This window comes from Tropicimonas sp. IMCC6043, assembly GCF_004146235.1.
In the GTDB taxonomy this organism is placed as follows: Bacteria; Pseudomonadota; Alphaproteobacteria; order Rhodobacterales; family Rhodobacteraceae; genus Tropicimonas.
On record NZ_SELO01000006.1, the window covers coordinates 142,895 to 164,989 of the forward strand.

The following is a 22,095-nucleotide window of genomic DNA, read 5'->3' on the forward strand; positions in this document are numbered from 1 at the left end:
CGGGGGAGAGGGCCCATGACGGGCATCGTCGACTGGGCCTCCCACCACACCCGCATGGCAGTGGGCATCATCCTGCTGGCGCTGGTCGTCGGCGCGCAGACCTATATCGGCCTGCCCAAGGAGGGCGAGCCGGATATCGAGATCCCGGCCGTCTTCATCTCGGTCCCCTTCCCCGGCATCTCGGCCGAGGATGCCGAGAAGCTGCTCGTGAAGCCGATGGAAACCGAGATGGCCGATCTCGACGGGCTGGACCGGATGACCGGAACCGCCGTCGAGGGTTATGCCAACCTGGTGATGGAGTTCGATTTCGGCTGGGACAAGTCGGCCACGCTCGCCGATGTGCGCGCAGCGATGAACAAGGCCGAGGCGAGTTTCCCCGAAGGGGCCGAGAACTACACGGTGGAGGAGTTCAACTTCTCCGAATTCCCGATCATCATCGTCAACCTGACCGGCGCGCTGCCCGAACGGACCCTGCTGCGCGTCGCCAAGGACCTCCAGGACAAGCTTGAATCGCTCGAGCCGGTGCTGGAGGCCGCGCTGACCGGCCATCGTGACGAGATGGTCGAGGTGGTCATCGACCCGTTGAAGCTCGAAGCCTACAACGTCACCGCCAGCGAACTCATCAGCGCCGTGGTCAACAACAACCAGCTGATCGCCGCGGGCGAGATCGATCGCGCGTCCGGGGCCTTCTCGGTCAAGATCCCCTCCTCCTTCGAATCCACTTCCGACATCTACGGGCTGCCGGTGAAGGTGAACGGGGATTCCGTCATCACGCTGGGCGATCTCGCAAGTATTTCTCTCACCTTCGAGGATCAGGTCGGCACGGCGCGGTTCAACGGCGAGACGACGGTGGCGCTTCAGGTGGTGAAGCGCAAGGGCTACAACATCATCGACACCGCCGCGCTGGTGCGTGAAACGATCCAGGTGGAGCGCGCCAAATGGCCGCCCGAGCTGCAGGACGCCATCGTCGTCGGCACCTCGAACGACCAGTCGGTTCAGGTCGAGAGCATGGTGCGCCAGCTCGAGGGCTCGGTGCTGACCGCGATCGGCCTCGTGATGATCGTCGTCCTCGCAGCGCTCGGCCCGCGCCCGTCACTGCTCGTCGGCTTCGCCATCCCGACCTCCTTCCTGCTCTGCTTCGGCTTCCTCGCGGCGATGGAGGTGACGATCTCCAACATGGTCATGTTCGGCCTGATCCTCGCCGTCGGCATGCTGGTCGACGGCGCCATCGTCGTGGTCGAATATGCCGACAAGCGCATCCAGCAGGGCACCGGGCCGATGCATGCCTATGTCGAGGCGGCCAAGCGGATGTTCTGGCCGATCGTCTCCTCGACCGCGACCACGCTCTGCGCCTTCCTTCCGATGCTGTTCTGGCCGGGGGTCTCCGGCGAGTTCATGAAGATGCTGCCGATCACGCTGATCTTCGTACTCTCGGCCTCGCTGGTCGTGGCGCTGGTTTTCCTGCCGGTCATCGGCGGAATTACGGGCCGCCTCGCGCGGCATTTCCACCATATCGCAGAGGCGCTGAACCGCCTGCCCTGGGTGGTCAAGGCGGCCCTCGTGCTGCCGTCGCTCTACCTGATCTTCCTCGGCGCCATGCAGGTTCTGAACCCGAGCTACATCCTGCCCCCCGGCACCCCGACGATGGCCGGCCGTGGCTTCGGCGTCTTCGTGCTCTTCTTCGGCGCCTTCGCCACTTCGATCACCGCCGACGCCGCCAAGCCGCACTGGCGCAGGAAGCGCGTGAAGGCGGGCTACCAGAGGACAGCTTTCGGCCATTTCATCAAGTTCCTGGTCGCCAACCCGATCATGCCGCTGGTGACGATCGGCGCGGTCGGCTTTTTCGTCGTCGCGACCTTCGGCTATTTCGGCGAACACAACAACGGTACCGAATTCTTCGTCGAGAACGAGCCGGAACAGGCGATCATGTATGTCCGCGCCCGCGGCAACCTCTCGGTCGAGGAGAAGGACGCGCTCGTCCGCCAGGTCGAGGAGGTCGCACGTGCCGAACCGGGCGTCGAGTCGGTGTTCTCCTTTGCCGGTGAGGGAGGGCTCAACGCCAATACCGGTGGCGCACAGAGCCCGCGCGACACCATCGGCCAGGTGCAGATCGAACTGATCCGCTGGGAGAACCGCAAGGACCGACCCGAGCTCGACGGCGATCTCGTGCTGGAACGGCTGCAGGAGAAGACCGCGAATATTCCCGGCATCTATGTCGAGACGCTCGACCTCGCGATGGGCCCGGGTTCGGGCAAGCCGGTGCATCTGCGGCTCACCGGCGACGACTGGGAGAGCCTGCGCGCCGCGGTCGAAACGGCGCGGGCCAAATTCGCCTCGGTTCCGGGGCTGACCGATATCGAGGACACGCTGCCCCTGCCCGGCATCGACTGGCAGATCAACGTCGACGTGGAGAAGGCCGGCCGCTACGGCGCCAATGTGTCCACCGTCGGCGCCATGGTGCAACTCGTCACCCGCGGGATCCTGCTCGACACGATGCGGGTCGACAGTTCCGACGAGGAAATCGACATCCGCGTGCGGCTGCCCGAGGAGGATCGGCTGCTGTCCACCCTCGACAGCCTCAAGGTGCGCACCGCCGACGGGTTGGTGCCGCTCTCCAACTTTGTCACCCGCAAGCCGGTTCCCAAGGTCGCGCGGATCGACCGGGTCGACAGCGCGCGCTATTACGACCTGAAGGCCGACGTTGCCTCGGGTCTCGTCGCCCTCGTCAATGCCGATGGCGACGCCGTCGAGACCGTCACCGCCGCGGCGGCCGAGGGGCCCGCGGCGGAGCGCATCCGCGCCGAAGGCCTGACCAAGGTGCCAGTCACCGCCTCAGAACGCATCGCGCTGCTGACCGACTGGATGGAGACTGAAGAACCCTTCGGCCCCGATATCGGCTGGCAATGGACCGGCGACGAAGAAGAGCAGCAGGACAGCCAGGCCTTCCTCGCCAAGGCTTTCGGCGCCGCCCTGGGCCTGATGTTCATCATCCTGCTGACGCAGTTTAACTCGATCTACAATTCCGTCCTGGTTCTGCTCGCCGTGGTGCTGTCCACCTCGGGCGTGCTGATCGGCATGCTGGTGATGGACCAGACCTTCTCGATCATCATGACCGGCACCGGCATCGTCGCGCTCGCCGGCATCGTGGTGAACAACAACATCGTTCTGATCGACACCTATCAGGAATTCTCCGGCTACATGCCGAAGATCGAGGCGATCATCCGCACCGCGGAACAGCGGCTGCGCCCTGTGCTGCTCACCACCTCGACCACCATCGCCGGCCTCGCGCCGATGATGCTCGGGATCAGTCTCGATTTCTTCAACGGCGGCTACACGCTCGACAGCCCGACCGCGCTCTGGTGGAAGCAGCTCGCCACCGCCGTCGTCTTCGGCCTCGGCATCGCGACCGTCCTGACCCTGGTGCTGACGCCGGCGATGCTTGCCGCGCGGGTGTGGTTCTGGGAAGGCGCCTATCGCTCTGTCCGCACCCTGGGCGCGCTGACCTTCGGCCGCAATTCGCGCGTCGCGCGCGACGTCGCGCTCAACCGCGCGGCCCGGCACGCCCGCAACCCGGAACTGATCTGGGTGCCCGATCCCGAGGTCGAACAGGCGGCCGCCCCTGCGGCGCAAGCGGCCGCGCCCGCAGGCATCGAAGCGCCGCCTGCCGCGGACAGGCCGGAGCCGACCGGGAAGGACGTTCCCCCGCCGCATTCGCCGCTCCGTGCTGCCGAATAGGCGCGTCGCGCCGGACACAAAGGCAGAAGAATCCAACCAAATTTCCGCCCGGCGGGCGGTTCGTCCGGTGCTGCGGGGTTTCGGCAACACTCCGCCCCACCCGCACCCCGCCGCCTCCGGGACGCTTGCGGGAGTTGATTCGCAGGGCCTAGATCGGAGAGAGGCACCCGAGAAAAAAACAACGGGGCCCGAGCAGGACGAAACGACAGGCACCCTCATGACACAGACGCATTTCGCAACCGCGTGCGTGCTTACCCTTCTCTGTGGCCAGGCGGTGGCCGACGAACTCATCCCGGCCTCGGTGGCCCCCTTCCGCGAACCGCCGCTGATGGTGGACCGTTTCATCGGCGCCCATGCCGGTGTCTCGCTCGGTTTCGCCGCTCCAGGCAACGACGAGGTCGGCATCTCGGGCCCCGGCATCGCGGGCACCGAGGATATCGGCGAGCTCGGCCTTGGCGGCGCCGGGTTCGCGCTCCAGGTGGGCTACCGCTGGGATCTCGACACGGTGCTCCTCGGGGTGGAGGCATCGGCGCGCCTGGGCAATATCTCGGCCGATTTCGACACCGATGCCGGCGAAGGCTCGAACGAGCTCACGGGCGCGCTCTCGCTGCGCGGCGAGCTCGGCTGGGAGGCGCGCAGCGACACGCTGTTCTACGGGTTCGCCGGTGCGACGCTCGGCAGTTTCGACTACGAGCTGTCGCGCACCGGCGGCGGCGAGATCGACGACAGCTTCAGCCGGACCGGCTATATCGGCGGGGTCGGCGTCGAGCGTGCGCTGAACGAGACCTGGTCGTTGCGCGGCGAGTATCAGTATTCGAACTTTGGCAGCGAGGAACTCGAGGGGGCCGGCGGGTACTCCACCAAGGTCACACCGGATTTCCACAGTTTCTCGCTCGGGCTGAACTACAGCTTCGGGCGTTGACACCCTGAGACATCGCGCCTGCGCGCAGCCTCCGCGAGGGGCGTCTGCGGAGCGCGCTCAGTGCATCCGCTTGCGGATCTGCCGGACCATCAGGAACACAAGGAGCACCACGACCGGCGTGAGCAGCGACAGCGCCAGCCCCTTGGAGACCCCCAGTGGCTCCAGCACCGGGTAGACCGCGTAGCCCGCAAGGCTCACCGCGTAGTAGCTGATCGCGACCACCGAGAGCCCCTCGACCGTCTCCTGCAAGCGCAGCGCCAGATCGGCGCGCCGGTCCATGCTTGCCAGCAGCCGCTGGTTCTGCGCCTGCCGCTCGACATCGACCCGTGTCCGCAGGAGGTCGCCTGCCCGCGCGGCCCGGTCGGCCATCGCCTTCAGCCTCGCCTCCGTCGACCGGATCGTCCGCATCGCCGGGTCGTAGCGCCGGCTCATGAACTCTTCGAAGGTCTGCCGCTCGCCGAACCGCGCCTCGCGCAGAACCCTGATCCGGTCATGCAGGATCGCTTCGTATGCTGCTGTCGCGCTCAGCCGGAAAGCGGAGGTCGCCAGCAGCGTCTCAAGCTCGGCCGAGATCGCCAGAAGCTGATCAAGCGCTTCCTCGGACGGACGCCGCTCGCCGGTGAGATCGCCCATCAGATGCGTGAGCCGCCCGTCGATCTCGCCCATCCGCTCACTCAGCTCGCGCGCCCTCGGCAGGCCGAGCAGCGACATCGTCTTGTAGATCTCGATCTCCGTCAGGCGCTGGACGATCCGCCCGATCCGGCGGTTGCTGGTTCCCGGCCGCACGAAGACTGCCATCCGGATATGCCCCGACGTGTCGATCCGGAAATCTCCCGACACGATCGCCGCTTCCTCGAGAACCCAGGACGCGGCGATGCTTTCGGCCACGAACCAGTCGGAGATCTTTTCCGTCATCGGCGCATCTTCGCCCTCCGACAGGGTCTCGATCCGGATCAGCGCCGAGGTCATCCGCATGCCCGGCGCCTCCGCAAGCCAGTCCTGCGGCAGAAGCTCGTATTCGGCCGGGTCGAACGGGCGTTTCTCGAGCCCGTCGATGAACAGCGTGTAGGTCGTGAACTCGGTGTGGCATTCCCATTTCAGCTTGTGCAGGCCGATCTCGCCGAACCAATGCGTCGCGCCGGGCTTCGGATGCGGCGCGCCGAACCGGTCGAGCATGGAAATCAGGTGCGCCCGGTCGCGGTCGCGGTCGCGCGCGGCGGCGTCCTTCGGCACCTTCAGCGCCAGAAACAGCGCATGCGACGGCACCGTCAGCGACGGGAAAGGCCGCGCATGCAGTTCGTTGGCGGTCTCGTAGCGGCGCGGGTGGTCGGCCAGGGCGTTCGGGATATCGGTGTTCATGAGGCCAGATACGCCGTCATCGGTATCGTCGCAAAAGGAAATCCGCGCGGTGCGGGAAATCGCGCGCGCAGCGTGCCCCGGCTACCAACTCCCGGTAACGCTGATCCGCAGAAGCCTCAGCCGCCGCGCGACGCCGCTCTCCTCCAACTCACCCGCGAGCACGCGTTCCGGCGCCGTCGCAGCGCGCCGGAGCGTCGGTTCGGCCCGCCAGGCCGCGCGCAGCGCCGGGGTCAGATTCGCCGGCAGTCCGGCGCGACGCGCCCGGGCAAGCCGCTCCAGCCCATCCTGCGCCAGCGCCCCGATCGCCGCAGGCTCGGCATCGACAAGCGGCTGCCGCCCGCGCGCCCGGAGTTCCGGAACCGCGCGCAGGAAACCGGCAAGTCCGCCGGCCCAGCCGACGGCGCGGATCGCCGCCTCGCACTCCTCCGGCGCGCCGAGCGCCTGCGCCGCCAGCCACATCAGCCCCGCCGACGTCGCCTCGATATACGCGTCGAACTGCCCTGTGGTCTCGAAGGGCGCGCGGTAGATGTCCCACCGCCGCGCGGCAACCAGCGCCTGCAACGGCTCGACCGGCAATCCCCGGTCCCGCAGCAGCTCGGTCAGCGGAATGGCGACCTCATGCGCCCGCAGCGGCGCGCCCGCCGCGATCTCGCCCAGAACGTCGTGCCACCATTGCAGCCGCATCTCGCAGATCATCGGCTCGGCGCTCACCCAGGGCGCGCGGGTGACTTCGACATTGAAGGCATAGAGCGGAAAGAGCGCAGCGCGGGCGGGCACCGGCGCCGTCATCGTCGCCAGGAAACGGTCCGGATCCCCCTTTTCGGTGATCGCTGCGCAATCCGCGATGCTCATCGGCGGCTCATTCCGGCGCCACGACCGCCAGCAGATAGGCGATCCTGTCCGGCGCCGCGCGCCATGCGGCGATCTCCCGCTCGCCGTCCCGCAAGGCCGCCTCCGGCGCCGGCGTCACCTCGCCGCCGCGCAGATCCGCGATCCGCGCCTCCATCGGCGCGTAATAGGCCTCCCAGGCCGCGCCGGTGATGACCCGCGTGCCAAGGATTCGGTAGCCCGCCGCAGCAATCCGCTCCCGGATGCCGGCCTCGTCTGTGATCGCGGGATACTCTTCCCAGAAATCACGCACCGCTTGTGGCTCGGGCCCGCCGAGCAGAACCGGTTCGGAAAAGGCCACCCGCCCGCCCGGCGCCAGGGCCGGCCGCCAGGCCGTGAGCCCCTCGGTCACGCCGAGGAAATAGAGCGCGCCGGCACACCAGATGAGGTCATAGGGCCCTTCGAGCTCCGCCATCGAGCCCGCCCGCGCGGTCACCCGCGGCCCGAACCGCGCACAGCGCGCAGCGGCGGCCGCGGCAAAGGGCGCGTGCAGCTCGATCGCCTCGATCTCCGCCTCCGGCAGCGCCTCGGCCAGTGTCTCGGTATCCGCGCCGGGCCCGCAGCCCGCGTCGCAGACCCGCACCGCGCCGCGCGTCCCGGCCGTCGCGAGCGCCCAGGCCACATCTTCCGGCCCCCCCGGCCCTTCCCGCGGCAGGTCCCGGTGAAGGGTGAAGAAGGCGTCCCAATCCATCGATCACGCTCCAATCGCCGGTGCCCCGTCGCGCAGGAGCTTCCACTGGATCGCCTCCAGCAGCGCCTCGAAGGACGCGTCGACGATATTGGGCGACACCCCCATCGTCGACCAGCGCCGCCCGGCTTCGTCCTCGCTGTCGATGATGACGCGGGTCACCGCCTCGACGCCGCCATTGGTGATGCGAACCTTGAAGTCCACGAGCTTCATGTCGGCGATATAGGGCTGGAGCGGTCCGAGATCCTTGGCCAGCGCCCGCGACAGCGCGTTGACCGGGCCGCGGTCGGAGCCGTCGGGGTCGAGCGATTCCGAGACCGAGAGCCGCTTCTCGCCGTCGATATGAAGCACGACGACCGCCTCGGAGAGCGATATCGTCTCGCCGAGCCGGTTCTTGCGGCGCTCGACCGTGACCCGGTAGCGGTCGATCTTGAAGAAACTCGGCAGGAGGCCCAGCTCGCGCCGCGCGAGAAGTTCGAAGCTCGCCTGCGCGGTGTCGTAGGTGTATCCCGCCGCCTCCCGCGCCTTGACGAGGTCGAGGATGCGCCCGAGCGCCGGATCACCCTTCTCGACCATGAGCCCGGCCTCGGTCAGGCGCCGGCGCAGGTTCGACTGGCCGGCCTGGTTCGACATCGGGATGATCCGCTCGTTGCCGACAAGGGCGGGGTCGATATGTTCGTATGTCGACGGGTCCTTGAGCATTGCCGAGGCGTGCAGACCCGCCTTGTGCGCGAAGGCCGAGGCGCCGACATAGGGGGCGGCGCGCGCAGGCACGCGGTTGAGGATGTCGTCCATCATCCGGCTGAGCCGGGTCAGGCTCTCCAGACCCTCCTCCGTGACGCCGGTCTCGAACCGGCTCCGGTAGGGCTCCTTCAACGACAATGTCGGGATCAGCGAGATCAGGTTGGCGTTGCCGCAACGCTCGCCGAGCCCGTTCAATGTCCCCTGGATCTGCCGCGCCCCGGCATCCACCGCCGCCAGAGAGCCGGCGACGGCGTTCTCGGTGTCGTTATGGGTGTGGATGCCGAGCTTCTCGCCCGGGATGCCGGCCGCGATCACCGCGCTGGTGATGTCGTAGATCTCCGCCGGCAGCGTGCCGCCATTGGTGTCGCAGAGCACCACCCAGCGCGCGCCAGCCTCGAGCGCGGCCCGTAGGCAGGCGATGGCGTAGTCCGGGTTGGCCTTGTAGCCATCGAAGAAATGCTCGGCGTCATAGAGCGCCTCGCGGCCCTCGCCGACGATGTGGCTCACCGAATCCGCGATCGCCGCGACATTCTCCTCGAGCGTCACGCCGAGCGCGGTCGTGACTTGGAAATCGTGGCTCTTGCCGACGAGGCAGACCGCTTCCGTGCCGGCATTCATCACCGCCGCGAGCACCTCGTCATTGGCCGCCGAGCGCCCGACGCGCTTGGTCATCCCGAAGGCGAGGAAGGTCGCGTGCCGGAACTCGGGCCGGCTGTCGAAGAACTCGCTGTCGGTCGGGTTGGCGCCGGGCCAGCCGCCCTCGATGTAGTCGATGCCGAGCCCGTCGAGCGCTGCCGCGATCTCCCGCTTGTCCTCGAGGCTGAACTGCACGCCCTGCGACTGCTGTCCGTCGCGCAGGGTGGTGTCGAACAGGTAGAGCCGTTCCTTGCTCATGCCGAAGGTCCTTCGTTTTCGGAGGCTTCTTGTCCGTTGCTGTCCCCCGTTCCGGAGGTCTGAACGAAATCAACAACGCCAACAGGAAGAAGGAGCTTCCCTTGACGCAACCCAACAAGAAACTCGCGGATTATCTGCTGTTGCTCTTCCGCGACTCCAAGTCCCTTTGGGTAGTAGCCGCCCGAAAGGATTTTTATCTGATCGAACTTATACCCAAGATCCCGTGCTATCTCGTCGATAAGGAGTACGCTCTTCCTGTCAACTTCCTCGTTCACCGCATTCAGAACATTCGCATTCCCACTTTCCCACTTCTGCCGATCCGAGTAAGTCTGCATTAAATCGTTGAACTTTTCCAAGATCTTTTTCTTTCCGGCAAACTCGATCTCAATCAGATTCAATGCCATTACTCTGTCTTGGCTAAGCTGGGCTTTTCTCGTGCTTAAGAGTGATCGCAGAACATATAATTTCCGTTCGCGTTCACGGTCCCTTACTTGAAGTTGGCGGGATATAAGAACCGCGAGAATTGGCCCCAACACTATCGCAACAGTAGTAATCCAGAACTCGCTGCTCATATTGACGCCTCCAGCTTCGCCGCGTCAAAATCGTCGCCGGGAACAAGCTCAACCCCCCCCTTGCTCATGCGCACCTCGACACCGGCCGCAAGATAAGCTGCCTTAAGCCGGTCGACCTCGGAGAAATCCTTGTTCTCCATCGCCGCAGCGCGCGCTGCAGCTAGCCGTGCCTCATGCTCGGAGAGATCCACGTCCGGCGATTTTGCCCATTCAGGCACTTCGTCTTCCATCAACCCGAGAAGTTGAAGAGTATAGCGCAGTGTCGAAACGTCGTCGGCCAATGAGAGTTGGTGGCATTCGGCAATCGCTTTCGCCGTGTTCAGGTCGTCTGACAGGGCGTTGACTACTCCAACATAGGGCTTCCCCTCGGCAGCTCCCTGCGCCGCTTGGGCGTACCATTTCCTGAGCGTCTTTTCTGCCTGCCGCGCCTTCTCCGCCGTCCAGTCCATCGGCTTCCGATAATGCGTCGAGAGATACACGAACCGGATCACCTCGCCCGGCACGCCCTGTTCCAGCACGTCATGCACGGTGAAGAAGTTGCCGAGGCTTTTCGACATCTTCTTCCCCTCGACCTGCAGCATCTCGTTGTGCATCCAGATCCGGGCAAACTCGCCCTCCGGATGCGCGCACCGGCTTTGCGCGATCTCGTTCTCGTGGTGCGGGAACATCAGGTCGTTGCCGCCGCCATGGATGTCGAAGCTCTCGCCGAGCAGCGCCAGAGACATCGCCGAGCACTCGATATGCCAGCCCGGACGGCCGCGGCCCCAGGGGCTGTCCCAGCCAGGAAGGTCGTCCGTCGACGGCTTCCAGAGCACGAAGTCCATCGGGTTGCGCTTGTACGGGGCGACCTCCACGCGGGCGCCGGCGATCATGTCCTCGACCGAGCGGCCGGAGAGCGCTCCGTATTCGGCGTATTTCTCCACCGCGAAGAGCACATGGCCCTCGGCTTCGTAGGCGAAACCGTCGGCCACCAGCCCCGCGATCATCGCGATCATCTCGCCGATAAAGGCGGTCGCGCGCGGTTCATGCGTCGGCGTCAGCACCCCCAGCGCGCCCATGTCCTCGTGATACCAGCGGATCGTCTCCTCGGTGATCGCCCCGATCGGCCGCCCGCTCTCCTCGGCGCGGCGGATGATCTTGTCGTCCACATCGGTGAAGTTGCGCACATAGGTGACGTGGTCCGCCCCGTAGACATGGCGCAGGAGGCGGAACAGCGTGTCGAAGACGATCACCGGGCGGGCGTTGCCCATATGCGCGCGGTCATAGACCGTGGGCCCGCAGACATACATCCGCACGTTCCCCGAATCGATCGGATCCAGCCGCTCCTTGCGGCGGGTCTTGGTGTTCCAGAGCCTGATATCGGCCATGAGAAATCCTCTCGGGTGCGGCGCCCGGCGGGTCTAGCAACTTCGATCTGGAAAGGGAATGAAGGAACCTGCCCGCCTGACGATGTCAGCGGATAATGCAGATGCAGATGATGACGCTGCGGGTCTTCATGACGCCGTCCTAGCGCCTCGGCCGCGCCGCGCCAAGCGTTTTCTGATCGCTGTGCCAGACGGTCGCTTGTTCACTTGTCCGCCGGGGCCGGGTGCGGAGCTGCGCCATCGACGGGCCGCGGCGCGGTGATCCGACAGATGGTCGGAGCGCTTTATGGTGAGGAGTCCCAAAATGAACGGCACGATGCGCTGGCGTCAACGTATCGCCGGGCCGTGGGGGCGGCTCGTCGATTGCGCGGCGGCCTTCGGGTTTTGCACAGCGCCACGGTTCCTTGCTCGGAGCCCTGATCCGGATCAACGTCAAGCATCGCCCAGTCCGGTCAACCAGAGTCCGGATCACTCGAGTTCAGACTCGGGGATCGGCCTCGCCGGCAGCGCCTGGAGATAAGCGGCGATGGCGTAAAGGTCGCTCTCCGGGAGCTGCGCAAGATCGTAGCGCGCCGCCTCCATCCCCTCGTACGACCCGCGGGTGGGCCGCAGGGCGTCAACGATCTCCTCGGCGCTCCAGCCGGCAAGCCCCTCTTCGTGCGGCGTGAGGTTGGCCGCGAAACCGGACCCGTCGGGAACCTCCGCCCCCGCCAGCCACTGGCCGAGGCGCGGACCGCCGAGCGGCGTGCGCGCGGTGTGGCAGGCACCGCAATGGCCCGGCCCCTCGACGAGATACTGCCCGCGCGCGACCTCGGCATCCGCACCGGGCAGGTCGACCACCGGGCCGGGGCGCAGGTAGAGACCCCGCCAGGCCTCTGCCGCGCCGGGAAGGTTCACCGGAAAGGGCAGCCGGTCCGCGATGTTGGCATCCGGGACGCCGGGCAACGTCGAGAGATAGGCGTAAAGATCGGCGATGTCGGCCTCGGACATGCGCGCGTAGGAGGGATAGGGAAAGGCGGGCAGATAGGCGCGACCGTCCGGTGCGAGCCCCTGCCGCATCGCCCGGTCGAAATCCTCGAGGCTCCAGGCGCCGATGCCCGCCACCGGGTCGGACGAGATATTCGTCGCGTGAACGATGCCGTGGCCGGTGACGATCGGCCTGCCACCGCCGAGACGCGGCGCCGCCGTCGAGAGCCGACCCTCGCCGGCATGGCAGGAAGCGCAGCCGCCGGCCCAGAAGAGGTCGCGGCCATTGGCGCGCGACACCTCCGCCGCAAGCGCCGGCCCGGTATCCGTCCCCGTCCCCGGAACAGTCGGCGCACAGGCTGCGAGCACGAGCAGGCAGAGCATCGCCGGGATCTCTCGCGCGCCCATCCGCTCAGCGCTTCCAGGGCAGCTTGTCGAACGAATAGCTCACGCCGACCGCGACCTGCTTGCTCAGAATCCCCGATTGCAGCTCGCCACCATATTGCAGGTCGACGTCGATCCAGAACTTCGCCAGCTTGAGTTCGGTGAAGACGCTCCAGTGCTCGTTGATCTTGTAGTCCAGACCGAGCAGCGCCTGCGCCGAGGCGCCTCCGAACTGGTACCAGAAGGTCTCGCTGTCGCCGGCCTTGTTCGTCACCTCGACATGCGGCGTGGTGATGCCGAGGCCGAGCCCGGCATAGGGGGTGAAGCGGCTCTCGTTGAGCCAGCGATACTGGACGTTGCCGGAGATCATGTTCACCCCGTCGGTGAATTCCAGCACCTTGAAATCGTCGGGCATCGGGTCGGCGGCGACCTTTGCATGGACGTTGTCGATGCCGAAGCCCCAGTTGGGATGCTCCTCCAGCCACCAGATCGCCCGGAGGCCGAAATAGGGCGGCATCTTGAACGCCTCGCCGTCCCAGCTCACATCGGTCGACTGGTCGCCCGCGCCGCGGTTGAAATTGTAGTCGACAGTCGAATCCGGCGACTGGTTCGCACCGAGATAGAAGGAGAGGACCAGCTCCGCCGAGGCCGGCGACGCGGCGAGGATGGCGGCGGCAAGGGCGCCCGAAAGGCGGAACCTGGCCATCCGGTGAGGGTTGGCTGTGGAACGGTCAATCATGTTTCTGCCCTGCTCCTTTTCGAACGCGAGCCGGCCCGCTCTGAGTCCCGGTGATTTCCCGGTTTCGATTCTCAGCAGATCGCCGGCAGACGCAACCGTCGTCCACGCGATCAATTGCCTCGGTCAAATGGACATATTCGAGATGCAGTTTCCGCATGGCCGGCCAGGCCGCACCCTAGAACGGAAAAGGGCCGGGCGTCGCCGCCCGGCCCAGATGTCAGACGACAGACCCGCCTCAGGCCCGGAACCCGCCGGCGATGTGCCAGTAGACCTCGTTCATCCTGAGATCCTGACGGAAGCGGTCGATCGTCGTGCCGGCGCCGATATAGGCCAGCTCGATACCGGCGATGGTGGCGAAGTCGTCCAGCATCTCGCGCGTGACGTCGTAGCTGTAGGCCGTGTGGTGGGCACCGCCGGCAAGGATCCAGGCGCGGGCCGCGGTCTTGAAGTCCGGCGCGCAGGACCAGACGGCGCGGGCGACCGGCAGTTTCGGCAGGTCGGGATGGTCGATCGCGGTGACCGCGTTGGCGACAAGCCGGAAACGGTTGCCGAGATCGACGAGGCTGGCGTTGACCGCCGGGCCCTTCACCGCGTTGAACACCATTCGCACCGGGTCCGCCTTGCCGCCGATGCCGAGCGGGTGGATCTCCAGCCGTGGCTTTCCGGACGCGATGGTCGGGCAGATCTCGAGCATATGGGCGCCGAGGACGCGCTCGGCGCCGGGGACCAGGTCGTAGGTGTAATCCTCCATGAAGGAGCAGGCACCCGAGAGCCCCTCGCCCATCACCTTCATCGCCCGGAGAAGCGCCGGGGTCTTCCAGTCGCCCTCGCCGGCGAAGCCGTAGCCCATTCCCATCAGCCGCTGCGGCGCGAGGCCGGGCAACTGGTTGAGCCCGTGCAGGTCTTGGAAGGTGTGGGTGAAGCCCTTGTAGCCGCCCGCCTCAAGGAAGGCCCGGATGCCGAGTTCCTGGCGCGCGGCGTCGAGCAGCGAGGCGCGGCGCTCTCCGCCGGGGCCGAGCGCGGGCACCACCTCGTAGAGCTCGTCGTATTCGGCGGCCAGCGCGGCCACCTCCCCTTCGGAGAATTCCGACATGCGGGCCACGAGATCGCCCACGCCCCAGCCGTCCACCGCGAAACCAAAGGCCATCTCGGCGCCGACCTTGTCACCCTCGGTCACCGCCACGTCGCGCATGTTGTCGCCGAAGCGACAGAAGCGGGCGCCCTGCCAGTCGTCCCAGGCGCGGGCGGCGCGCATCCAGCTGTCGATCCGTGCCTGCACTTCCTCGTCGGACCAGTGGCCGACCACCACCTTGCGGCCGAGCCGCAGGCGCGTCTGCATGAAGCCCGCCTCGCGGTCTCCATGTGCGGCCTGGTGCAGGTTCATGTAGTCCATGTCGATGCTGTCCCAGGGCAGCTCGGCGAAGAACTGGGTGTGCAGGTGCAGCACCGGCTTGGTGAGCTGGCTCAGGCCGCGGATCCACATCTTGGCCGGCGAGAAGGTGTGCATCCAGAGGATGACACCGCCGCATTCCGGATCGGCAGAGGCGCGACGGCAGAGATCGGCGACCTCGTCGGAGGTTTTAGCGAGACCCGCATATTCCACAGGGAGGACGAGCTTGCCGCTGCCGTCGAGCCCCGCGACGACCTTGCGGGCGTTCTCCTCGACCTGTGCCAGCGCTTCGGGGCCGTAGAGATGTTGCGAGCCGCAGATGAACCAGATCTTCAGCGGTTTCAGTCCGATCATGTTTCTTGCCTTTCCGTATCCCGGGCCCGTTCACGGCCCTGTCCGTCAATCACTTCTGGCCATACCAGGCGTTCGCGCCGTGCTTGCGCTGGTAGTGGTAGTCGAGCACGTAGTCTTCCAGCGGCGGCAGCCCGCCGCAGGCGATCCGGGTGATCGTCGCCATCTCGGCGCATTTCTCGAGCACAACCGCGTTGTGCACCGCATCGTCGGGCGTCCTGCCCCAGGCAAAGGGGCCGTGGCCGGCGAGCAGCACCATCGGCTGCGCCATCGGGTCCCTGCCCTCGAAGGTGCGGACAATGGTCTCGCCTGTCTCGCCCTCGTAATCGCGCGCCACCTGCTCCGGCGTCAGTGGCGCGGTGCAGGGGATCGGGCCCGAACAGTAATCGGCCTGGGTGGTGCCGAGGCAGGGGATCTCCATCCGCGCCTGCGCCCAGCCCACGGCATGGGGCGAGTGGGTGTGCACCACGCCGCCGATGTCGGGGAAGTTGCGGTAGAGGCAGGTATGGGTCCTGGTGTCGGAGGAGGGCTTTTTCGAGCCCCAGACGGTCTCGTTCTCGAGGTTGACGACGACCATGTCGTCGACGGTCATCTCGTCATAGGAAACGCCCGAGGGCTTGATGACCACCAGACCGCTCTCGCGGTCGATGCCGCTTACATTGCCCCAGGTATAGATCACCACGCCGCGACGGTTGAGTTCGAGATTGGCGTCGAGGACCCGTTTGCGAAGCTCCGGAAGCATGTCTGCATTTCCTTGTCCGGTGGCGGCGCTGTCGCCGCAGTGGTTCGGGGCGGATCGGAGCCGGCGACCGGAGAGGGGGAGGGTCGCCGGCTCCTGGGTGTCCGCGGGCAAGGAGGAGGTCGGGACCCGCGGCATTCGAAGAAGAGGGTCAGCCGGCCTTCTTCTTGTTGTAGACATCGAAGATGACGGCGGCGAGCAGCACCAGGCCCTTGATGACCTGCTGGTAGTCGATGCCGACCGACATGATGGACATGCCGTTGTTCATCACCCCCATCAGGAAGGCGCCGATCACCGCGCCGACCACGGTGCCCACGCCGCCCGACATCGAGGCGCCGCCAATGAAGACCGCGGCGATGACGTCAAGCTCGAAGGCGACGCCGGCTTTCGGCGACGCGGAGTTGAGGCGCGCGGCAAAGACGAGACCGGCCAGCGCGGCGAGGAACCCCATATTGGCGAAGGCAAGGAACACCAGCTTCTGCGTGTTGACGCCCGAGAGCCGCGCGGCCTTCTCGTTGCCGCCAAGCGCGTAGATGCGCCGGCCCGTCGTGGTCCTCGAGGTGAAGAAGCCATAGAGCGCGATCAGGATGGCCATGACGATGAGCACGTTGGGGAGCCCCCGGTAGCCGGCCATCAGCCAGGTGAAGTAGTTGATCGCGAAGAGGATCAGGCCGTTGCGCAGGACGAAGACGGAGACCGGCTCTTCTGCCTTGGCAATCCGCTGCTGCGCCATGCGGGCACTGAAATTGGTGTAGACGAGGAAGAGGCTGATCGCGGCACCGAGCGCCAGTGTCAGCATGTGCGGCTTGCCGGAGCCCAGAAGGTCGGGGATGAACCCCGAGGAGAGCCGCTGGAAGGTCACCGGGAAGGGGCCGATCGACTGGCCGGCGAGCAGCGCCAGCGTCAGGCCACGGAAGACGAGCATGCCGGCCAGCGTCACGATAAAGGCCGGGATCTTGTGATAGGCGACCCAGTAGCCCTGGACCGCACCGATGACCACGCCGGCGACGAGACAGATGATGACGGAGACGAGAACCGGCAGCTCATAGGTCACCATGAGCACGGCGGCGAGCGCGCCGATGAAACCGACGACCGACCCGACCGACAGGTCGATATGACCGGCGACGATGACCAGCAGCATGCCGATGGCCATGATCACGATATAGCTGTTCTGCAGCACCAGATTGGTGATGTTGAGCGGCTTCATCAGGATGCCGTCGGTCATGATCTGGAAGGAAACCATGACCACGATCAGCGCTAGCAGCAGGCCGTATTCGCGCATGTTCGACTTGATGTAGCTGCCGATCGAGTTCTTGTTCTCGCCGCTGTCCATCGTGGCGGCGGTCGTGACCTGTTGCATGGTATCACCCATCGTTCTTGACGATCATTCGCATGATCTTTTCCTGTGTGGCCTCGGACCCCGGCAGTTCACCGGCGATACGGCCCTCGTTCATGACATAGATGCGGTCGCACATGCCCAGGAGCTCCGGCATCTCGGAGGAGATGAAGACAATCGCCTTTCCCTGCGCCGCCAGTTCGTTGATGATCGAATAGATCTCGAACTTGGCGTTGACGTCGATGCCGCGGGTGGGCTCGTCGAGGATCAGCACGTCCGGGTTGGCGAAGAGCCACTTGCCGAGCACCACCTTCTGCTGGTTGCCGCCCGACAGGTTCACCACCTGCTGGAGCATCGAGGAGCAGCGGATGTTGAGCTTCTCGATATATTCCCGACCCACGCGCCGCTCGGCATTCTCGTCGAGCACGTTGCCCTTGGCCACGCCCTCGAGATTGGCCAGCGTGATGTTGTTCTTGATCGTGTTCTCGAGAACGAGGCCGTATTCCTTCCGGTCCTCGGTGACATAGGCGATGCCGAGCGCCACGGCCTTGTTGATGTCGGAGACATCGACCGGCTGGCCGCGCAGCCTGACCTCGCCCGAGATCTTCTGGCCGTAGGAGCGACCGAAGACCGACATGGCGAGCTCGGTGCGCCCGGCGCCCATCAGCCCGGCGATGCCGACGATCTCGCCGGCGCGCACGTTGATGTCGACATGGTCGATCACCTTCCGGTCGGAATGGAGGGGGTGGTAGACGGTCCAGTCCTTCACCTCCATCAGCATGTCGCCGATATGCGCCGTGCGTGGCGGGAAGCGGTTGGTGAGCTCGCGCCCGACCATCTCCTTGATGATCCGGTTCTCGATCTCGGGCCCATGCTCGCAGGGGAAGCTGCTCACCGTCTGGCCGTCGCGCAGCACGGTGATCGTGTCGGCGACATAGGCGACCTCGTTGAGCTTGTGCGAGATGATGATCGAGGTGATCCCCTGGTTCTTGAACTCGCGGAGCAGTTCCAGCAGCGCCGTGGAGTCGTTCTCGTTGAGAGACGAGGTCGGTTCGTCGAGGATCAGCAGCTCCACCCGCTTGGAGAGCGCCTTGGCAATCTCGACCAGTTGCTGCTTGCCGGTGCCAAGGTTGGTGATCTTGGTCGTGGTCGGCTCGGAGAGGCCAACCTTGGCAAGTACCTCTTTGGCCCGGCGATGCGCCTCGTGCCAGTCGATCACGCCATTCTTGGCTGTCTCGTTGCCGAGGAAGATATTCTCGGCGATCGACAGAAGCGGCACCAGCGCCAGCTCCTGGTGGATGATGATGATCCCCTTCTCCTCGCTGTCCGCGATACGCGAGAATTTCTGCGGCTCTCCGCGATAGAGGATTTCGCCTTCGTATTCGTTGTGGGTGTAGACGCCGCTCAACACCTTCATCAGCGTCGACTTGCCGGCACCGTTCTCGCCGACGAGCGCGTGAATCTCACCTTCCTCCACCCGGAGGTTGACGTCGTCGAGCGCCTTCACGCCCGGGAACGTCTTGGTGATATTGCGCATTTCCAGGATGGCGTTCATTTTTCTCTTCTCCGGCCAGCGGAGGTCCTGATTGGTATTGCCCGATTGGGTGGGGCAGCGCGGCCTGCGCGCCGCCCCGGGGGGGAGGACCTTACTTGATCTGGTCCATGGTGTAGTAGCCCGAGCCGATCAGCAGCTCTTCCCAGTTCGACGCATCGACCGGGACCGGCTTCAGGAGATAGGAGGGCACGACCTTGACGCCGTTGTCATAGGTCTCGGTGTCGTTGATCTCCGGCTCGCTGCCCTGAAGCAGCGCGTCCACCATGCCGACGGTCACGCGGGCAAGCTCGCGGGTGTCCTTGTAGACGGTGGAATACTGCTCGCCGGCGATGATCGACTTGATCGACTGGATCTCGGCGTCCTGGCCGGTGACGATGGGCATCGGCAGATCGCCCGAGCCGTAGCCCACGCCTTTGACCGAGGAGAGGATGCCGATGGAGAGGCCATCATAGGGCGAGAGAACGCCGTGCAGCTGCGCGTCGGTGTAGTTGGCCGACAGCAGGTTGTCCATGCGGGCCTGGGCCACGGCGCCGTCCCAGCGGAGGGTGCCGACGGTGTCCATGCCGAACTGGCCGGAAACGACGTTGATCTTGCCTTCGTCGATCAGCGGCTGGAGGACCGACATCGCGCCGTTGTAGAAGAAATAGGCGTTGTTGTCGTCCGGGCTGCCGCCGAAGAGTTCAACATTCCACGACTCCGCGTCGGGGAACCGTTCCTGGAGCCCGTCGACCAGCGAGGTTGCCTGAAGCACGCCGACCTGGAAGTTGTCGAAGGTCGAGTAGTAGTCGACATTGCCGGAATCGCGGATCAGCCGGTCATAGGCGATGACCTTGATGCCCGACGCTGCGGCATTCTCGAGCGCGGCCGAAAGCGTGGTGCCGTCGATCGCGGCGATGACCAGCACGTTCACGCCCTTCAGCATCATCGTCTCGATCTGCTGAAGCTGGTTGGCGATGTCGTCCTCGGCATATTGCAGGTCGGTCTCGTAGCCGGCCGCCTGGAACTGCTCGACCATGCTCTCGCCGTCCGAGATCCAGCGCGACGACGATTTCGTCGGCATGGCGATGCCTACAAAGCCCTTGTCCTGCGCAAAGCTCGGCGTGGCCGCCAGGCCGAGGCCGAGAGCGAGGGCCAGCGCGCCGGACGCGACAGTCGAGGCCCAGTTTCCGATTCCCATGGTGTAACCTCCCGTAATGGCGCGGGATTGCGCCAAGATTGATGAGACGCGATGCGGGATTGCTCCGGGCTTGGAGTCAGGTCTTCGTTGAGCCTCGACGTCGCTGCGGTCGGCAGCACATCACCCTCGGCCGGCCCAGCGGGCCAGCAGAGAAAAGCTTGCGGATTACCTGACTGATCCTCCTCCGTCGCGCGCCCTGCACCGCAGGGTCCGAAACAGATATGTTCCGTCCTCCAAGGGTATTCTCGCACAGGACGCGCAAAATGGAAGGCGGCATCCGGTCAAATACATGGACTATCGCGCTGCCATTTCGTTCATGCCGCGCCTGGTTTCGAAGCATTTCTCTGCGTGCCGGACTGCCGCGCCCCAGTGCCACACCGCTACGAAGGCACCGTTTCCGGCAGTGATTCCTCGCTTCACGGGCCTTCGAGCGGCACTGCGATGCACGCGCCTGACCTGCCGTTGAGCTCACGCGTCGCCGGAACCGGGATGTCGAAGACATGGAATCAGTGCGATCCGCAGCGCGGGAGCGTCTGTCATCCCACGCGACCGGCACGCAGACGAATCAGCCGGTCTGCTCCAGTTCCCGGCGCAGAAGCCCAAGCACCTCCTGGGCCGGCACCTCGCTCGTGACAAAGGCGCGGCCGATACCGCGGGTCAGAACGTAGTGCATCCGACCGGCGACGACCTTCTTGTCCTGCTCCATCAGGCGGAGCAGCGCCCCGGCATCGGGCAACTCGCCCGGGATGTCGCCGAGATCGACCTTCATCCCCATGTGCCGCAGATGCGCCCGGACCCGGCTCGGATCCTCCTGCGAGCAATAGCCCAGCCGGGCCGAGAGCTCGACCGCCAGCGCACAGCCGATCGCAACCGCCTCGCCGTGGAGCAGCCGGTCGGAATAGCCGGTGGCCGCCTCCAGCGCATGCGCGAAGGTGTGCCCGAGGTTCAGAAGCGCGCGGTCGCCCTGCTCGGTCTCGTCGCGGGTGACGATGTCGGCCTTCATCCGGCAGGACAGTTTCACCGCCGCGATCCGCGCCCCGGTATTGCCCTCAGCAAGCGCCGGACCGGTCTTCTCGAGCCATTCGAAGAAGGAAAGATCGCCGAGCAGCCCATATTTGACCACCTCGCCATAGCCGGCGAGGAAGTCGCGCCTGTCGAGCGTCTCGAGCAGATCGACATCGGCCAGCACGAGGCTCGGCTGATAGAAGGCGCCGATCAGGTTCTTGCCGGCGGTCGAGTTGATCGCCGTCTTGCCGCCGACCGAACTGTCGACCTGTGCCAGAAGCGTCGTCGGGATTTGCACGAAGCGCACGCCGCGGCGCACCACCGCGGCCGCGAAGCCCACGAGGTCACCGATCACCCCGCCGCCGAAGGCGACGATCAGGTCGGAGCGTTCGATCCGGTGCTCCAGAAGCCATTCCACGCAGCGCTCGAAATGCGGCCAGGATTTCGTCGCCTCGCCCGACGGCAGAACCAGCGCGGCCATCTCGATGCCCTCGGCGGCCAGCGCCTCGCGCAGTTTCGGCAGATGCAGCGCGGCGACCTTCTCGTCGGTCACCACCGCCACCAGCGGACGCTTCAGCAGCGGCGCCAGCCGGTAGCCGGCGCGCGTCAGGATCCCTGAGCCGATGCCAATCTCGTAGCTGCGCGCGCCCAGCGGAACCTGCACGATTTCCATGATGCGTCATGCCTCCAGAACGTCGGGCCGGGTGCGGAGCGCCTCGATCACCTTGCCGACCGTATCGGCGACGGCGTAGTCGGGGCGCACCTTCACGGCGAGCTCGGCCTTGGCATAGATCGGCGCCCGGGCCGCATAGATCCGTTCAAGCGTCGCACGCGGATCGGACGTGCGCAACAGCGGTCGCGAGTCCTTGTGACGCACGCGATTCCACAACAGCTCGAGATCGGCGTCGAGCAGCACCGAGACGCCGCGCTCGCGGATCATCTGCCGGTTGCGCTCCGCCAGAAACGCACCGCCGCCGGTCGACAGAACCGCAGGGCGACCGTCCATCAGGCGGGAGATCACCTCGGACTCGCGGGCCCGGAAGAAGGTCTCGCCATCGCGCTCGAAGATCTCGGCGATGGTCATCTGCGCAGCGAGTTCGATCTCGGCATCGCTGTCGCGAAACGGCACGCCGAGCCGGCCGGCGAGCGCGGTGCCGACCGCGGTCTTGCCGGAGCCCATCATCCCCACCATCACCACCGTCTTCTTCAGCCTGCCCGCCAAACGCCCCTCCACGCGCGCCGTCGCCGGCAGCCCGCCGCCGAGACAAAAAAATTTGTCCCTCAATG

Annotated in this window: 17 protein-coding genes; 2 read left to right on the forward strand and 15 right to left on the reverse strand. The window is 65.9% G+C overall.

The window, feature by feature from the left end; all coding sequences use genetic code 11:
• Window positions 1-15: 15 nt before the first annotated feature.
• Window positions 16-3,735, forward strand: coding sequence for an efflux RND transporter permease subunit (locus EU800_RS08890; protein ID WP_129630694.1), 3,720 nt, complete (start codon window positions 16-18; stop codon window positions 3,733-3,735).
• A gap of 217 nt (window positions 3,736-3,952) precedes the next feature.
• On the forward strand, window positions 3,953-4,657 hold the full coding sequence (locus tag EU800_RS08895) for an outer membrane protein (protein ID WP_129630696.1): 705 nt from the start codon (window positions 3,953-3,955) through the stop codon (window positions 4,655-4,657).
• Between the two features lie 57 nt (window positions 4,658-4,714).
• On the opposite strand, the gene EU800_RS08900 is transcribed toward EU800_RS08895, so the two are convergent.
• From EU800_RS08900 to EU800_RS08970, 15 genes are all read right to left on the reverse strand, one after another.
• Window positions 4,715-6,016, reverse strand: a complete 1,302-nt coding sequence (locus EU800_RS08900; protein WP_371685603.1) for a DUF3422 family protein — start codon at window positions 6,014-6,016, stop codon at window positions 4,715-4,717.
• Between the two features lie 81 nt (window positions 6,017-6,097).
• A complete protein-coding gene (locus tag EU800_RS08905; RefSeq protein ID WP_129630698.1) occupies window positions 6,098-6,868 on the reverse strand; it encodes a squalene/phytoene synthase family protein in 771 nt (256 codons plus the stop codon).
• Window positions 6,869-6,875: 7 nt separating this feature from the next.
• Window positions 6,876-7,595: a trans-aconitate 2-methyltransferase gene (locus EU800_RS08910; protein WP_129630700.1), complete on the reverse strand. Its 720-nt coding sequence runs from the start codon at window positions 7,593-7,595 to the stop codon at window positions 6,876-6,878.
• Between the two features lie 3 nt (window positions 7,596-7,598).
• On the reverse strand, window positions 7,599-9,230 hold the full coding sequence (gene cimA, locus EU800_RS08915; protein ID WP_129630702.1) for a citramalate synthase: 1,632 nt from the start codon (window positions 9,228-9,230) through the stop codon (window positions 7,599-7,601).
• Window positions 9,227-9,802 (reverse strand): DUF6680 family protein, encoded by a 576-nt coding sequence (locus EU800_RS08920; protein ID WP_129630704.1) that lies wholly within the window; start codon window positions 9,800-9,802, stop codon window positions 9,227-9,229. The genes cimA and EU800_RS08920 overlap by 4 nt, the downstream gene beginning before the upstream one ends.
• Complete coding sequence (gene cysS, locus EU800_RS08925; RefSeq protein ID WP_129630706.1) at window positions 9,799-11,169, reverse strand: cysteine--tRNA ligase; 1,371 nt, start codon at window positions 11,167-11,169, stop codon at window positions 9,799-9,801. The genes EU800_RS08920 and cysS overlap by 4 nt, the downstream gene beginning before the upstream one ends.
• A gap of 465 nt (window positions 11,170-11,634) precedes the next feature.
• Complete coding sequence (locus EU800_RS08930) at window positions 11,635-12,540, reverse strand: cytochrome c (RefSeq protein ID WP_129630708.1); 906 nt, start codon at window positions 12,538-12,540, stop codon at window positions 11,635-11,637.
• A 4-nt stretch (window positions 12,541-12,544) separates the two neighbouring features.
• Window positions 12,545-13,255, reverse strand: coding sequence for an outer membrane beta-barrel protein (locus EU800_RS08935; RefSeq protein ID WP_129630710.1), 711 nt, complete (start codon window positions 13,253-13,255; stop codon window positions 12,545-12,547).
• Between the two features lie 235 nt (window positions 13,256-13,490).
• Window positions 13,491-14,999 carry an L-arabinose isomerase gene (gene araA / locus EU800_RS08940; protein WP_129630712.1) on the reverse strand — a complete coding sequence of 503 codons (1,509 nt, stop codon included), beginning with the start codon at window positions 14,997-14,999 and terminating at the stop codon, window positions 13,491-13,493.
• A gap of 49 nt (window positions 15,000-15,048) precedes the next feature.
• Window positions 15,049-15,738 (reverse strand): L-ribulose-5-phosphate 4-epimerase, encoded by a 690-nt coding sequence (locus EU800_RS08945; protein WP_129630714.1) that lies wholly within the window; start codon window positions 15,736-15,738, stop codon window positions 15,049-15,051.
• A gap of 148 nt (window positions 15,739-15,886) precedes the next feature.
• Window positions 15,887-17,068 (reverse strand): multiple monosaccharide ABC transporter permease, encoded by a 1,182-nt coding sequence (gene mmsB, locus EU800_RS08950; protein ID WP_165354603.1) that lies wholly within the window; start codon window positions 17,066-17,068, stop codon window positions 15,887-15,889.
• 31 nt (window positions 17,069-17,099) lie between these two features.
• Window positions 17,100-18,626 (reverse strand): multiple monosaccharide ABC transporter ATP-binding protein, encoded by a 1,527-nt coding sequence (mmsA, locus tag EU800_RS08955; RefSeq protein ID WP_129630718.1) that lies wholly within the window; start codon window positions 18,624-18,626, stop codon window positions 17,100-17,102.
• Window positions 18,627-18,717: 91 nt separating this feature from the next.
• Entirely contained in the window at window positions 18,718-19,803 is a 1,086-nt protein-coding gene (chvE, locus tag EU800_RS08960; RefSeq protein WP_129630720.1) for a multiple monosaccharide ABC transporter substrate-binding protein, read from the reverse strand.
• A 565-nt stretch (window positions 19,804-20,368) separates the two neighbouring features.
• Window positions 20,369-21,484: a 3-dehydroquinate synthase gene (gene aroB, locus EU800_RS08965; protein ID WP_129630722.1), complete on the reverse strand. Its 1,116-nt coding sequence runs from the start codon at window positions 21,482-21,484 to the stop codon at window positions 20,369-20,371.
• 3 nt (window positions 21,485-21,487) lie between these two features.
• Window positions 21,488-22,000, reverse strand: a complete 513-nt coding sequence (locus EU800_RS08970) for a shikimate kinase (protein WP_371685606.1) — start codon at window positions 21,998-22,000, stop codon at window positions 21,488-21,490.
• Window positions 22,001-22,095: the final 95 nt, after the last annotated feature.